This window comes from Gorillibacterium massiliense (genome assembly GCF_000455485.1).
Lineage (GTDB): Bacteria > Bacillota > Bacilli > Paenibacillales > NBRC-103111 > Gorillibacterium > Gorillibacterium massiliense.
This window is the reverse complement of sequence record NZ_CBQR020000155.1, coordinates 1-14,453: the sequence shown is the minus strand read 5'-3', so window position 1 is coordinate 14,453 and position 14,453 is coordinate 1. Positions and strand designations below refer to the sequence as shown.

At 50.6% G+C, this 14,453-nt stretch carries 11 protein-coding genes, 7 tRNA genes and 1 rRNA gene; 3 read left to right on the top strand and 16 right to left on the bottom strand.

The features are described from left to right. Together TJ79_RS22250 and TJ79_RS22245 are read right to left on the bottom strand one after the other, a co-directional pair. Nucleotides 1-1,234, bottom strand: a 1,234-nt coding sequence (locus tag TJ79_RS22250; RefSeq protein WP_155987996.1) for a DEAD/DEAH box helicase, incomplete at its 3' end; no start/stop codon positions are given. Between the two features lie 129 nt (nt 1,235-1,363). Further along, nucleotides 1,364-1,738 carry a DUF423 domain-containing protein gene (locus tag TJ79_RS22245; RefSeq protein WP_040952553.1) on the bottom strand — a complete coding sequence of 125 codons (375 nt, stop codon included), beginning with the start codon at nt 1,736-1,738 and terminating at the stop codon, nt 1,364-1,366. A 158-nt stretch (nt 1,739-1,896) separates the two neighbouring features. On the opposite strand from TJ79_RS22245, the gene TJ79_RS22240 reads away from it, so the two are divergent. After that, nucleotides 1,897-2,499, top strand: a complete 603-nt coding sequence (locus tag TJ79_RS22240) for a DUF4190 domain-containing protein (RefSeq protein WP_040952552.1) — start codon at nt 1,897-1,899, stop codon at nt 2,497-2,499. Between the two features lie 87 nt (nt 2,500-2,586). On the opposite strand, the gene TJ79_RS22235 is transcribed toward TJ79_RS22240, so the two are convergent. From TJ79_RS22235 to TJ79_RS22220, 4 genes are all read right to left on the bottom strand, one after another. Beyond that, a complete protein-coding gene (locus tag TJ79_RS22235) occupies nt 2,587-4,716 on the bottom strand; it encodes a DUF4352 domain-containing protein (RefSeq protein WP_155987995.1) in 2,130 nt (709 codons plus the stop codon). Between the two features lie 71 nt (nt 4,717-4,787). Continuing rightward, nucleotides 4,788-5,969 carry an ABC transporter permease gene (locus tag TJ79_RS22230; RefSeq protein WP_040952550.1) on the bottom strand — a complete coding sequence of 394 codons (1,182 nt, stop codon included), beginning with the start codon at nt 5,967-5,969 and terminating at the stop codon, nt 4,788-4,790. After that, nucleotides 5,966-6,688 (bottom strand): ABC transporter ATP-binding protein, encoded by a 723-nt coding sequence (locus TJ79_RS22225; RefSeq protein ID WP_081757088.1) that lies wholly within the window; start codon nt 6,686-6,688, stop codon nt 5,966-5,968. The genes TJ79_RS22230 and TJ79_RS22225 overlap by 4 nt, the downstream gene beginning before the upstream one ends. Nucleotides 6,689-6,721: 33 nt before the next feature. Further along, the gene (locus tag TJ79_RS22220; protein WP_040952549.1) at nt 6,722-8,491 is read right to left on the bottom strand and encodes a permuted SH3 domain-containing protein; all 1,770 of its coding nucleotides are present in this window, start codon (nt 8,489-8,491) and stop codon (nt 6,722-6,724) included. 250 nt (nt 8,492-8,741) lie between these two features. Between TJ79_RS22220 and yhbH the strand changes: the two genes are divergently transcribed. Together yhbH and TJ79_RS22210 are read left to right on the top strand one after the other, a co-directional pair. Next, a complete protein-coding gene (gene yhbH / locus TJ79_RS22215; protein WP_040952548.1) occupies nt 8,742-9,893 on the top strand; it encodes a sporulation protein YhbH in 1,152 nt (383 codons plus the stop codon). 106 nt (nt 9,894-9,999) lie between these two features. Beyond that, on the top strand, nt 10,000-10,974 hold the full coding sequence (locus tag TJ79_RS22210; RefSeq protein ID WP_155987994.1) for an acyltransferase family protein: 975 nt from the start codon (nt 10,000-10,002) through the stop codon (nt 10,972-10,974). A gap of 256 nt (nt 10,975-11,230) precedes the next feature. Here TJ79_RS22210 and abc-f read toward each other — a convergent pair whose 3' ends face one another. The 10 genes from abc-f to rrf form a co-directional block, all read right to left on the bottom strand. Further along, nucleotides 11,231-13,159: a ribosomal protection-like ABC-F family protein gene (abc-f, locus tag TJ79_RS22200; protein ID WP_040952545.1), complete on the bottom strand. Its 1,929-nt coding sequence runs from the start codon at nt 13,157-13,159 to the stop codon at nt 11,231-11,233. A gap of 88 nt (nt 13,160-13,247) precedes the next feature. Continuing rightward, nucleotides 13,248-13,391 (bottom strand): hypothetical protein, encoded by a 144-nt coding sequence (locus TJ79_RS27795; protein WP_202903363.1) that lies wholly within the window; start codon nt 13,389-13,391, stop codon nt 13,248-13,250. A 164-nt stretch (nt 13,392-13,555) separates the two neighbouring features. After that, a tRNA-Gly gene (locus TJ79_RS22195) sits at nt 13,556-13,627 on the bottom strand. 6 nt (nt 13,628-13,633) lie between these two features. Then, a tRNA-Leu gene (locus tag TJ79_RS22190) sits at nt 13,634-13,720 on the bottom strand. Nucleotides 13,721-13,745: 25 nt separating this feature from the next. Then, nucleotides 13,746-13,822: transfer RNA gene (locus TJ79_RS22185), tRNA-Asp, on the bottom strand. Between the two features lie 40 nt (nt 13,823-13,862). After that, nucleotides 13,863-13,936, bottom strand: a tRNA-Met gene (locus TJ79_RS22180). Nucleotides 13,937-13,942: 6 nt separating this feature from the next. Next, nucleotides 13,943-14,018 (bottom strand) — tRNA-Val (locus TJ79_RS22175). A 24-nt stretch (nt 14,019-14,042) separates the two neighbouring features. Then, nucleotides 14,043-14,118, bottom strand: a tRNA-Thr gene (locus TJ79_RS22170). A 44-nt stretch (nt 14,119-14,162) separates the two neighbouring features. Next, nucleotides 14,163-14,238, bottom strand: a tRNA-Ala gene (locus TJ79_RS22165). A gap of 72 nt (nt 14,239-14,310) precedes the next feature. After that, nucleotides 14,311-14,427: ribosomal RNA gene (gene rrf, locus TJ79_RS22160) — 5S ribosomal RNA — on the bottom strand. Between the last annotated feature and the right edge of the window lie 26 nt (nt 14,428-14,453).

The window sequence follows — 14,453 nt, the reverse complement described above, 5'->3', positions numbered from 1 at the left end:
CGCCGCGGGTGCGGGCCACGAGGGCGCCGCGGCTCGTGCCGCCGACGGCGTGGCCCGCGCGGCCGAAGCGCTGAATGCCGGAGGCGGCGGACTTCGGCGAATCGAGCTGGATCACGAGGTCGACGAAGCCGACGTCGATACCCAGCTCCAGTGACGAAGTCGCCACCAGGCAGCGCAGCTCTCCGGCCTTCAGCATCGCCTCCACTTCAAGCCGCTTCTCCCGCGAGACGCTGCCGTGATGGGACCGGGCCAGTTCTTTACCCGCCCGCTCGTTCAAACGCAGCGTAAGCCGCTCGCACAGGCGTCGGCTGTTAACAAATATGAGAACCGTATGGGAGCCTTCCATCAGCGCCTCCAACCGGTCCAGCACCGGATTCCAAGCGCGCTCTTCCCCCCGGCCTCCCGACTGAGAGAGGTCTGCCATCGTAACGGTCAGGGAAAAGACCCGCTCCATGGGACTTTCGATAATCTCCACGGGACGGAGCCGGTAGCCCGCTCCCAACGTCTCTCCATCTTCCGGGTTCTCTCCCAGCCCCGCTTCTTCCCATCCGCCAAGAAATTGCGCCATGCGGCTAAGAGGCTTTTGAGTCGCAGAAACCCCGATCCGCTGAGGGGAGCGGCCGCACCACCACACCAGCCGCTCCAGCGTTGCCATGAGATGGATGCCCCGCTTGTCCGCCGCCAGATCGTGAATCTCGTCGACGATGATCATCTCCACTGTTTTCAACATGTCTCTGCCACGAGGAGATGTCAAAATGATGTAAAGCGACTCTGGCGTCGTGATAAGCAGATCCGGTGGGTTGCGCAGCATGGAGGCTCGGGTGCTTTGAGTCGTATCGCCAGTGCGTACGCCGACGGTGATACCCGGCCATTCCAATTCCTGTTCCGCCGCAATTTGGTCCATCTCAGCAGAAAAACGGATGACATGATGCCGAATATCGTTGTTCAGTGCCTTAAGCGGGGTTACATACAGAATGCGTACGCCCTTCTGCTGCATCTCCTCCCGCCGGTTCATTTTCTGTCGAACCAGTCGGTCAAGACAGGGAACAAGAGCAGCCAGCGTCTTTCCGGAACCGGTAGGCGCCGCGATAAGCGTATGCTTGCCTGACTCGATACTGGGCCAAGCCCTCATCTGCACATCGGTCGGTTTGCCGACGCTTACGGAAAACCATGCCGAAATGACGGGATGAAGAGGAATGGGAGAGGCTGCACCAGACAGGTCCGAATCAGTCATAGCCCTGTCAATCCGCACCGTATCCTCTCGCTCCCCACCCGTTCTACTCTCATCCTTTTCCGCTTTATTCCAAACGTTTCGGTTCTTATCGCCGGGTCCCATTCGCATCACCATCCATAGCGATCAAGTTCAAGCTTTTTCTTTCCACGCGGCCACAGCGAGGCATGCCCACCCTGCCAAAAAGGCCACTCCTCCCAAAGGGGTTATCGCTCCCAATCCTTTCACGCCCGTAATCGCCAGAATGTACAAACTTCCGGAAAACAGAATGATCCCCGCTATCAACAACCAGCCCGACCAACGGACAAGTTTTTCAGCAGCCAAATGACGACCCGCCAAGCCCACAGCTAACAGACCGACGCCATGCACCAAATGATAGAGGACACCGGTATGGTAGACGTCCATCATATCCGTATCCAACCGGTCCTTCAAAATATGAGCGCCGAAAGCGCCAAGCGCGACGCCTAGAAACATAATAATACAGCCCGCCACTATAAACTTTCTCATATTGCTGCTCCCCTTTTCTCTCTTTTTCGTTCAGCCAAATCTTCGTCTTTTATCATACCATATGAATAAAAAGTTTCCTAAAATGGCAAATTTCCATTATGATACAAGTATCCATTAATCCCCTTAAATAAAAAGGACCATTTGTGCGAGGTGCTGTTATGTCAACGGATTTCGATGAAGTCGTTCCCGAATGGGAGGCCACGAAAAAGAACGCTGATCCCACCGCCCAATCAGCGGACATGGACCAGCGGTCCGAGAATATTCCTGAAGAGTATCTACCCGATCCGCAGCCGTCCCCTTATGTATACGCCCGCGGCGAAACCGAACTTCCGGGTGCTTATGCCGCGGAGTCAGCCTATACGGAGCCTCACCCTAATCCTGCAGCTTCAGGCAATCTGCGCACCAAACATTCCGGTGTGGGGATCGCTTCATTGATATTCGGGATCGTCGGATACGCCCTTGTGATCATTTCCATGGTATCCCGAATCTCCCACCTGTCCGACTTTATTACTTCCCACAGGGAGACTCTTACTCCGGAAGAAGTAACCAATTTGTTCAGCCCCACCAACCTTGTGCTGCTTGCTATTGAGATTTTTGGCAGCTTTGTTTTCACATTAACCGGGCTCATTCTAGGGATTGTCGGCCTGTTTCAAAAGACCCGCAAACTTGGATTTGCTATCGCAGGAACGATCGTCAATTTCCTTTACTTCGCTCCGGTCATTCTCGTGATTCTGCTGTCTATTGTTGGTAATTTCTTGTAATTTGGAACTTAATCGCATATTCAGCGAAAACGCAAAGCGGCCGCTCCCGTCCAACACGGGGCAGCCGCCTTTTTGCATGCTTTTTACTTAGAAGGGCATGGATTGAATAAGCCGTCTTACGCTTCCAGTTGGTGTAGTAACGACTTCATAGATATTAACAATCTTCGTGTAATTCAACGTATCGCTAGTCATCGGGTCCGTTTTGTAGGTTTTTCTGCCGTTCGTCAGTTTTTGACTGCCTGTCAACGCTTCGGTTTTCGTAAGAATGACATGGCCGAAAATATCCGTTACTTCGACTTCCATGCTGTTCAGATTGGCATCGACGGTGGCATTTTCCAGGCGGTCGACGTACAAATCAAGACTGAGTGTACCGGAAGTGCTGCTCGCATCTCCGCCGCTTGCAAAAGTCAAGCTGGAATCATAAACAAGCAAACTAAACGGATACAAGGAATATTTGTTGTAGGTCGTGGATGTAGTTGTCGCGTTCAAGGAAACTTTAAATGCACCAATCGAAATCTGTTCAGGTGAAAGGGTTGTGTCATCATACACGTTTAACGTCAGTGCTTGCTTCTCAATGTCATCCGGAACCAGGTAGGAAGATGAGGTGATGACGCTCGTTCCCGGCGTAATTTTGGTAATGCTCGACGTTTGCTTCACGCCGTTATACACGACACCGTCAGACGTAATCAGTTCTGATTGGAAGGACGGAAGACTGATCGGTGTTTTACCGGTGTTGGTATATTTAAACTTGGCTACCGCCGTCGGGTAACCCGAATCCTCGTTTTCAAAGAGCTGAAAATCTACAAGGGAGGCTTCCAACCCGTCGGAATAGGATTTGCTTTCATCGAGAGTGAAAGTTGTACCCAACTTGTAGTCCACAGCTTTATAGATTACATCGGGATAATCCGATGAATTATTCAAATTGGTCACGGATACGGGAACCTTAACCGTCACATTCGTACCAGAAGCACGGTTATCCAGCAGAACCAAATTCGTTTGATCCTTCGATATGCCGGTAGGAAGCACCGCATGGAAGGAGTAGGTTACAGTCTGTCCGGCGGCGAGAAATGCCGGCCGATCTTCATCGGCCCCAGCAGCGATATCCGTCGAATGTTGATTGACCCCATATTGCAGTCGGGCCGCAAGATCGGGAACAGCAGCAACCTGATTACCGCTATTCTGAACCTGCACGTTGGCGATAAAGTGCGTACCGTCCTTTTGGGCGGAAAGAATAGCAGAAGTAACGGAGGCCGCCAATCCGTTGTATCCATCCTGAGTGGTCATTACACCAGACCGGTTCAACTCAAGCGTCTTCTGGGTATTCTTTAAAGTCAGCGCTCCAAGCACGGTAACCTTGCTTTGTTGATTGGTATAGATCTCTAATGCTGCTTCATCAACCGAAGCCATGCTAGATGGAACCGCGCTTTTAAGCGAAATTCTCTGTTTCTCACCGGGATAGATAGCAGCCCCTGCTCCGTCGGTTACGGTAGCGCTGTAAACCTTGCCGTTCTTATCCTTTAACCGGTAGCTTATATAATCCGGCACGCTCACCGCTTCGGAAGAAACGTTGCTGGCATACAGATCCGCGTAAAAGTACGCACTGTTGTCTTCCTGAACAACAAAGCTATTGACTGCTGTGTACTGCAGAGCTGCATCATCTTCCAACGACGAATCCCACGGTGAAAGCATCGCTGTCACTTGAGAACTCGGAACCGCAGCCTTGCCCGCTGGCAAAGGGATCGATACGACATCCTGCATTAGACTAGCCGCTTTCGTATCCCACTTGAACAACACGAGTTTCAGCTTGTCGTCAGCCATTTTGGCTGGAAGTTGGGTGGTGAAGGTGTAATCCAATGCAATCCCAGGCTTGATCCGCGCGGTTTGTTTTTGGGTAAGTTTAACCGTATAGCTGAAGCTGCCCTGGGTGACTCTCAAACCATATTCATTCATATTGATGTCTGCCTTGCTATTATTTTGCATTGTGATCGAGAGCAAAGCGGTAGAAATGCCCTTTTCCGTGAAAATGGACATGTTTTTCAAAGACATCGCAAGAGCGGGAGCAGCAGCAGGCGCCGTTGTAGCACTCTTAGCGGTTGTAGCTGCAGCCGCTTGAGCGGAACCCGGATTCGGCAGGAAGCCGAGAACGAGGATAAGAGCGAAAATCGGCATCAGGATACGGGATAAGTAGATTCTTTTATTCGGCCTTGTCGTTTCCAAATGAAACATTCCTCCTAAAGGAAGTGCCTGCAGGACATTATCCCGAAGCATTTTCCTAATATTTTTGTCGATCAATCGGTGCGCAGAGCGTCGATCGGGCGCAGCCTGGAAGCTTTGTTGGCCGGATACAGACCAAAAACGACGCCTACCAAGGCGGAAAAAGCGAATGCATACAAACCGATATCCATGGACAGCTTGGTGGTTTGACTCGGGTTGATCATGGGCCAGACCAGAGTCAGCACGATTCCCAACAGCAATCCGATCAATCCACCCAACCCGCTGATTACCACCGCCTCCACAAGGAACTGGAAGAGAATATTGCGGCGTTTGGCGCCAATAGATTTGCGGATACCGATTTCCCGGGTCCGTTCGCCGACCGTAACCAGCATGATATTCATAATGCCGATCCCTCCAACCAAGAGGGCAATACAGGCGACGCTTACCAACTGTGTGGTAAGGGACTTGGAAGCTTCCATTCGGGCACTCATCAGTTGATCCTGGTTCATGATCATATATCCGTTGGACGACTTGAATTTATAAGTCAAATACTTCTCCATCGTCGCTTGGGCTTGGTCAATCTCGTCCTTCGAGCTTGCTTCGATATAGGTCGTACGGATGCTGCCCAGCTTGAAATCTCGACGAACCGTTTCCAGTGGAACGAAAACGTTGCTGTCTGCAGAGGTTCCGCTAATGTTTGATCCTTGGGCTTTCAAAACCCCGACAACGGTATAAACGTATCCATCGATATTGATATTTTCGCCAATCGGGTCTGCAAATTCCCCGAAAAGTTCATCTTTCACGGTTTTGCCCAGAACAACGACGTGATTGCGGAAATCCTCGTCTGCTGCGGTGAGGAACCGGCCTTTATCCACGCCTACCTTCAATATCGACAGATAACGGTCATTTGTACCGATAACGTTATAGGTATCCTTCGTCCGGTCGTACTTCAGATTTGCGCTGGATTTTGTTATAGTTGGGGCGATGGTCTTGAATTCCGGCAGCTTTTCCAGCTCCATCAATTCGTTGTAATCCAACTGAGTTGCCCTGCCGTTACCCATAACGTTAACCACCAGCATATTCGTACCCAGACTCTCATATTGCTTGGCGATTTCGTCTGAAGTCCCGCGTCCGATGGATACGAGAGTGATGACGGAAGCAACCCCGATGATAACCCCCAGCATGGTCAAAATCGTTCGGAGCGGGCTGCTGATAATGGTCTTCAGCGCCATCCCGATAAGTTCCATCAACTTCATAACATCACCTCATCCAAAACCGTTGCCGCAACTTCATCGCGAACTCGGACATCTTCAACGATGCAGCCGTCCCGGATGGAAACCTTCCGTTTTGCTTTTTCGGCGATATGGTTGTCATGGGTGATCAGAACGATGGTATTACCTTTTTCGTTCAATTCCATCAAAAGCTCAAGCACTTCATTTCCCGTTTTCGAATCGAGAGCTCCCGTCGGTTCATCCGCAAGGATGAGCGCCGGTGCGAGAGCCAATGCCCGAGCGATGGCGACCCGCTGCTGTTGGCCGCCGGAAAGCTGGTTCGGCCTGTGGGTAAGGTGCCGGCCCATTCCCAGCGATTCCAACACCTGTACAGCCAATTCCCGCCTCATCTTCCTATCAATCCCGTTATAAATCATCGGGAGTTCCACGTTTTCAATGCAGTTCAGTTTGGGAAGCAGGTTGAACTGCTGGAAGATAAAGCCGATCTTGCGGTTTCGCAGCTCCGCCATCTGATTATCCGACATCTTCTCAGTGGCCACGCCATCCAGTGTATACGTACCCGTTGTAGGCACGTCCAATAAGCCGATAGTATTCATAAGCGTCGATTTCCCAGAACCGCTGGGCCCGACGATGGCGACGAACTCGCCTTGATCCACTTCCAGTGATACATTGTCCAGAGCAAGCAGCTCTTGTTCTCCTTGCCGATATGCTTTACATACGCGATCCAGACGGATCATCTGCATAAGCTGTTGTCCTCCTTTCACCGCCTGGGATCATTAATTTCCGGGAGGGCCTCCAAAGCCGCCACCGCCACCAGATGAACCGCCGCTGCTACTGCGGGTACCGCTGCTACCGCTGCTGCTGCGAGTACCGCTACCACCTTGACCGCCACCGAAGTCTCCGCCTGGAAATCCGCCTTGACCGCCACCGAAACCGCCTTGTTCCTCGAACTGCTGCCTAATTTTTTGAATATCTTCAGTGGTCACTGCTTTGGTCTTCGTGCTATCAGACTGCGGGATCACGACCTCGTCGCCTTCGCTCAGGCCCGACACGATTTCTACGCTAGTGGAACTGTTGATACCGATTTCCACCGTATGTTTCTCCTCGATAGTACCGTCAGCCTTTTTCAAAGTTACATAGCGCTCTCTAAGCTGTCTTTGCACCGCATCAGTCGGTAGGATCAAAATGTCCTTTTTCTCGCTGATCACGATTTCTGCTGTCGCCGTCATACCGCTTTTGATCCCGCTTTTCGCCGCATTTTGCAGCGTCAAGACGACGTCATAAGTCGTCACCCCGTTACTCGTCGTCCCGACGGTCGCCACTTGGGTGACTTCCGCTTCCAAAGGCCTTCCCGTCAAGGCATCCACGGTGACTTCCGCTTTCTGGCCCACTTTGATACTGGTAAGATCCAGTTCGTCCGCTTGAATGATCAGTTGCATCGTATCCAAATTGGCAACGGCCCCCAATTGAGTGCCGCTTTCAATCTTCGCGCCCACTTTATAGTCGGCCAAGATATCGGATTTGGAATTGACAAAATCCGTGGAGAACACGCCGTCAAAAGGCGCCGTCACCTGTAGTTCGTCTACTGCGGTCTGGGCGTTGTCCACGAGAATCTTCTGCCTGTCCACCGTAGCTTGCCTGCTCAAAATATTATCCTGCAAGGAATCGTTGGTCAACGATGCCAAGGATTCGCCAGCTTGAACCTGATCCCCCGTCTTGTATTTCAACACTTCGATGGCGCCTTGCGCCTTGGATAGGATTGGCGTTACGCTGGTGTATTCCAACGTGCCCTCCCCGGTGCTTTCCACTGTCAGCCCGGAGATCTCCGTGCTGCCTGTCACTTTCGTCCCTGCGGTCAAGGAGCCATCGTTGGGAACGGAAAGCTTCACATCGAGCACTTTATTCCCGTTCAAGTCCGCCTTCAACTGGCGGCTGACGGATAAGACGTTGGCCGTCTTGGTGAGGGAATAGTTTTCGATGGTCAGATCGATAACGTCGCCAGCCTTCATCTGATTCGCTTGTTCAGCCGTAAAGGAAAGGGTCACCAAAAATTTGGAATTATCCGAAATGGTGCCGACCTTTCCGTCCACATTGACATTAGAGCCTTCGTCGACGTTACCGGCCAAGGTCAAGAGCCCGGAAGCAGGTGCGGTAATATTCATATGACCCGCCTGATCCTGCAGGGTCGTTACGTCCTTCTCCGCCTGCTGAAGATTCATCTGCGCTTCCTGGAGAGCTACCTCCAGAGAGGGATTCGACAAGGAGAAGAGTACGTCACCCTTCTTGACTTCCTTGTTTTTGACCAGGTTCATCGTCTTGATCGTTCCGCCAGCCGGAGCTGAAATAGTTTGAACTTCGGCAGACGCGAATTGGGATGTGCCTGATACGGTAGACCGGATGGATCCCTTAGTCACTTTTACTGTGCTTTCTGCCGTCTTTGCCTCGCTTTTAGTCAGCGGGACGTTTAAGTAAACAACCACCGCCGCCGCACAAAGCACCAAAACTAGGAAAAGCGCGATCCATTTTTTTTTGCGCAAGAATCCCATGTTCTTCCTCCTACTTTTTCTAGCAATTTGTCAATATTGTAGGCGATCTGCATGAATTTCAAATGAATGCAGCCTTAAGGAAAGCTGAAAGTAACCTGAAAACAACTGACTGACTCGAACCTTTCAAACTCTTATTTTCCAGCTTCAATAATGTCGGTGCTGAAATTATCGCCAGACCCGTCCGTTACCCTTCATCCTTCCTCCCTGTCATGAATATACTGTTACGACAAATGCTTGAGGGGGTGTGTCCGTGTCTGAGCCTCTGTTTATCGTATCCCGGGAGGATTGGTCGCTGCATCGTAAAGGCTACCAGGACCAAACCCGGCACCAGGAGAAGGTGAGGGATGCGGTCAGGAATAACCTTCCCGACCTCATTACCGACGAGAGCATCGTCCTGTCCAACGGAAAGCAGATCCTGAAAATTCCGATCAAGAGCATCGATGAGTACCGATTTCGCTATAACTACAACAAAGCCAAACATGTCGGTCAAGGTGACGGCGACAGCCAGGTAGGGGATGTGTTGGGCAGGGATCCGCAACCTGCGCAGGGAGCGGGCAAAGGCCAAGGAGCCGGTGATCAACCCGGCGAGGATTATATCGACGTAGAAATTGCGTTGGACGAAGTGGAGTCCATGCTCTTCGATGAGTTGGAGCTGCCCGACCTGAAAGAGAAAGAAAAGAAACATATGGAAACTCCCGATATCGTCTTTCACGATGTCCGTAAAAAAGGCCTCATGTCCAACATCGATAAAAAACGCACCATCATGGAAAATTTGAAACGCAACGCCGGCTCTGGCAAGCCGGGTATCCATGGGATATCCCCCGATGACCTGCGCTACAAAACATGGGAGGAAATTGTCAAGCCGGAGTCTAATGCCGTCATTATCGCCATGATGGACACCAGCGGTTCTATGGGTTCCTTTGAGAAGTACTGCGCCCGCTCATTTTTCTTTTGGATGACGCGATTTTTACGGAAGCAGTACGAGAAGGTAGATATCGTCTTCATCGCCCACCATACCGAGGCGAAAGAAGTGACGGAAGAAGAGTTTTTTACAAAAGGGGAAAGCGGGGGGACGATTTGTTCATCCGCCTACGTCAAAGCCCTCGAGATCATCGACAGCCGCTATCCGCCATCGATGTACAATATCTACCCGTTTCATTTCTCGGATGGTGACAATTTGACCAGCGACAACGAACGCTGTGTTCGGCTGATCAAGGAATTATTGGAACGTTCCAATATGTTCGGCTACGGGGAAGTGAACCAATACAACCGCTCCAGTACACTGATGTCGGCATACAAACACTTGAATCACAAACAGTTCCTCTATTATGTCATCAAGGAAAAGAAGGAAATCTATACGGCACTGAAAACCTTTTTCCGCAAAAAAGAAGCGGTTGTGTAAAAAACTCACCTGAGGTTCTTTCTTAAAAAAGAAAAAACTGCCCTCGTCTGAGAAATTCAGGAGAAGGCAGTTTCTTTGTTTTTCCTACTTTTTTACATAATTACAATTGACAGGAATCAGTTTACGATACAAAATGTATCTTGATGTCAAAAAAATAGAAGGCGGTGAGATAGTGGAGATTCGTAAGGAATCCGAGAAGAGAAGCAATGTTACCGAAAGATTAAGCAGAGTTAGTGAAATTGACATGGTACGAGGAGTAACAATTTCCCTGGTCGTATTGGGTCATACCGCCTTGTTGCCAGTCTATGACAATTTTTTTTCAGCTTTCCGGTTGCCATTGTTCTTTCTAGTATCCGGGTTTCTTATCAACACCGAGAGGTACTTGCACAGCTACAAACAATTTATCTTAGGCAGAGTGTGGCGCTTATTGGTCCCCTATTTTTCTGTATGTATTCCTTCATGGGTGCTGTGGTATATCCGTTATCGGGATGCGGCAGATTCTTTCACGTTTTATCAAAGCCTCATGGGGATACTCAATGGAAACGGTGAATGGCTGATCATCAATGGGCCGATTTGGTTCCTCCCTTGCCTATTTTGTGCGGATGTCATATATATGGGAGTCGTTAAGTTGTTGCACAAACTTTCCTGGTCCTCGAATCTGAACAAACTTATTGCATTTTCGGTCCTTGGATTATCCGGGACCCTTATCGGGCGTTATGTCTATCTTCCTTGGAGCTTGGACGTCTCATTTGCCGCAATTTTGTTTATGTTTATTGGTCAAATGCTAAAACAAAAAGGAATTTTCAGATCCTTTCAAATCCCCTGGTGGCTCATCCTCTCTGCCGCTATTATATTCCTATCCGATGTTATCTGGAATAGTCCTATCGATATGTGTTCGCGATCTTACAATAATCCCATCTTGTTTTTCCTTGGGGGGTTATCGGGTTCGATCCTCATGTTGAAGCTGATCAGCATCGTGAAAGGACTATCCTTTCTCAGCAACCGTTTGTATGGCTTGGAAAAAGGGCTATCGTTATTCTTGCGCTGCATTCGCCTACCTTTTTCGCTTTGGATAACTTGATGGAAATTCTAAAGGTTCATAGCTCAAATCCCCTGCTGTACATGATCTGGGCGATGGGCTTAACGATCATAGCGTCTCTCTTGCTCAGTCGGTTCAAATGGTCTCGAGTGCTATTTATGGGCACGGGAATGAGCGAGAAGTTAACAGGAAGACGACAGGTACTGCTTGGAAATAATCTGTAACAGATGATCGAGCGAAAAGAACCGCCTTCTCGAGAATATCGAGGAGAGCGGTTCTTTTTTTGTTCATCCTTCTTTTATTCGTCTTCAAGCTCAGCCAACGCCATCCATTCCTCGTACAGCCGGTCCAGCTTGCCTTGCACGTCTTCCCGATCTCTCCAAGCTTGAGCCAGCTTGTCACTGTCTGTTGCCAATCCCGGTTCGTTCAGCAGCGTGATTATGTCAGCCAAATTCTGTTCAGCCAAGCGGATATCCCGCTCTACCGAACTTTTCCTCTCTTCCTGACTTTCTCTTCTTCGCGGATCTATCCGCGTGCGGCTTTCCCTCTGAATGGAACCCATTTGCTTATCGGATCGCTGAGTCTCATCCGCTGCGGATGCTTCCCGCTTGTTTTTATAGTCATCGAAATTGCCATAGAAAACGGCGATTCTCCCATCCCGAAGCTCCCATACCTTACCGGCCAGTTTGTTGATAAAATAGCGGTCATGGGAGATGGTCAGAATCGATCCAGCGTATTCCTCAAGCGTCTCTTCCAAAGCCTCCCGGGAAGCGACATCGAGATGGTTGGTCGGTTCATCCAATAACAGCAAATTGGGCTTTCGTTCCATGAGCAATGCCAGCCGCAGACGCGTCCATTCTCCTCCGGAAAGTGACGCTACCTGTTTGAAGACATCCTGGCCGCAAAACAAGTAGCGTGCCAACCGGCTTCGGGCCTCCCCCTCCTCCAAGCCAGCTTCCCGGCGAAAATACGCCAGTGTGCTTTCCTTTCGGTCCAAAGGCTGCTCTTCTTGTGCCAGATAGCCGACGTCCACCTGTGCTCCCAGTTTTAGCTCCCCGCCATCCGGCGTAATATCGCCTAACAATAGCTTGAATAGCGTCGTTTTGCCGGAGCCGTTTTCCCCCACCAAGGCGATCTTCTCTCCGTACTCCAGCGTTCCTTCGACTCCATTTAAAATCATGCGTTCATCGTATCCTTTTCGCACGCCTTCAAAAATAATCGTCTTCCGTCCCGACCGCTCCGCCACCTGCCAGTCAAAACCAGCCGTCTTTCTTTCCAGATCAGGGCGTTTCAATTTTTCCATTCGGTCCAGTGCTCTTTGCATGGATGCCGCTCTTGTGAAGAAACGCTTGTCTCCGCCGATGCCTCCCCACTCCTGGAGCTGGCGAATCGCCTCCTTCATTTTGCGGATCTTTTTTTGCTGTTCCTGGTAATCGGCAAACTCCCTCAGCAGCCGTTCCTCTTTTTCCTTAACATAGCCGGAGTAATGGGTGAGATATAAGCTGCACTCGCCATCCTCCAGCTCGATCATCTTGTTCACAGTTCGATCCAGAAAATAGCGGTCATGGGAGACGATCAAACATGTCCCCTTATATGTCGATAAAAAGCCTTCCAGCCATTCCACTCCCGCCAAGTCCAGATGGTTTGTCGGTTCGTCCAGAAGCAGCAAGGATGGGCTTTCGATCAGCAAGGCGGACAGGCTTACTTTCGTCTTCTCGCCTCCGGATAAGCTGTCATAAAGGCGCTCGTAGCGGTCTTCCGGTATGCCCAAGCCGTTCGTAACCTGTCTGATGCGGGCATCGATTTCATATCCCCCGTTTTGTTCAAAGCTATCCTGCAAAACGGCATACTGGGAAAGAAGCACTTCCAATCGCAGTGCGTCCTCCAAGACATTCGGATCCTGCATTTGAGCTTCCAGCTCAATCATCCGCTTTTGGCATGCGATCACATCTTGCAAACCCGATGCGAGCACATCATAAACCGTCTGCGCAGCCGATTTCGGTTGAGACTGGGCGAGATACCCGATCTGGGTTCCCTTGCGTATGGCCAGACGGCCTTCATCCGGCGGAAACGCCCCGGAAATCAGCTGAAGCAGAGTCGATTTTCCGCTGCCGTTTTGGCCGATCAAACCGGCACGATCGCCTTCGTGCAGTTCAAGCGTGACATCCTTTAGAACCAACTGGGCGCCGAAATACTTTTGGATATGATCGCAGCTTAACGCTATCATAATAATTCCTCCTGGATGACTCCGGCCCGTTAACAACAAAAAGAGCCGCGGGAAAATCCCTACGGCTCTCGGATAGTTCCGATTGAGGTTAAAGTAGGAGTCTCTTCTCGAATGATGAATCGGTATGGGTGAAAATGGACAGACCTCTCCCGTACGTTGATTCAGCATGAACGATGCCAGCCATTGCCATCGGAAGCTGGCTTACACGGTCATTCACGCGTTCGAGATTCATCTCCCACTCACCTCCCTATCTTGATATCTTATTCAAGTTACCCCATATACGCATTCCTGCGCAATTGGGGAGAATGGATATAATTATTTTTGGCGTATGCGTTGTTCCGTATGCAAAAAAGCTCTTTTCCCGATTGGGAAAAGAGCTTATTCTGCAAATCCGAGAGCGGACGAAGGGATTCGAACCCTCGACCCTCGCCTTGGCAAGGCGATGCTCTACCACTGAGCCACGTCCGCGAGATTTGGTGCGGTCAAGAGGACTTGAACCTCCACGTCATTGCTGACACTAGAACCTGAATCTAGCGCGTCTGCCAATTCCGCCATGACCGCACAGGGCAGTGAAGAATAAAGATAATGGCGGAGCCGACGGGATTCGAACCCGCGTTCTCCTGCGTGACAGGCAGGCATGTTAGGCCTCTACACCACGGCTCCGCAGTAAAAAAAGTGATTCATTATCCTATGTAAGGATAAATTGCGGGGGCAGGATTTGAACCTGCGGCCTTCGGGTTATGAGCCCGACGAGCTACCGGGCTGCTCCACCCCGCGTCATTATGGTGGAAGCTGAGGGGATCGAACCCCCGACCCTCTGCTTGTAAGGCAGATGCTCTCCCAGCTGAGCTAAGCTTCCATAAAAGCTATTCATTTGTAAAACTGGAGCTTCCAACCGGAATCGAACCGGTGACCTCATCCTTACCATGGATGCACTCTACCTACTGAGCTATGGAAGCATGTCGCAAATCATTTCTCTTGTAGAAGGTCATTGAAAGTCTTTTGGTGGAGCCAAGGGGGATCGAACCCCTGACCTCATCGCTGCCAGCGATGCGCTCTCCCAGCTGAGCTATGGCCCCGCTTTTTTACCGATTTAGCTGCATTGGACTTTAGCAGGTTATCTGCACCAGTCCAATACTGCAAATCTAAGTGCTTGGCAACGTCCTACTCTCCCAGGACCCTGCGGTCCAAGTACCATCGGCGCTGGAGGGCTTAACGGTCGTGTTCGGTATGGGAACGCGTGGTTCCCCTCCGCCATCATCACCAAACATACAAGGCTTATGCCTTGAAAACT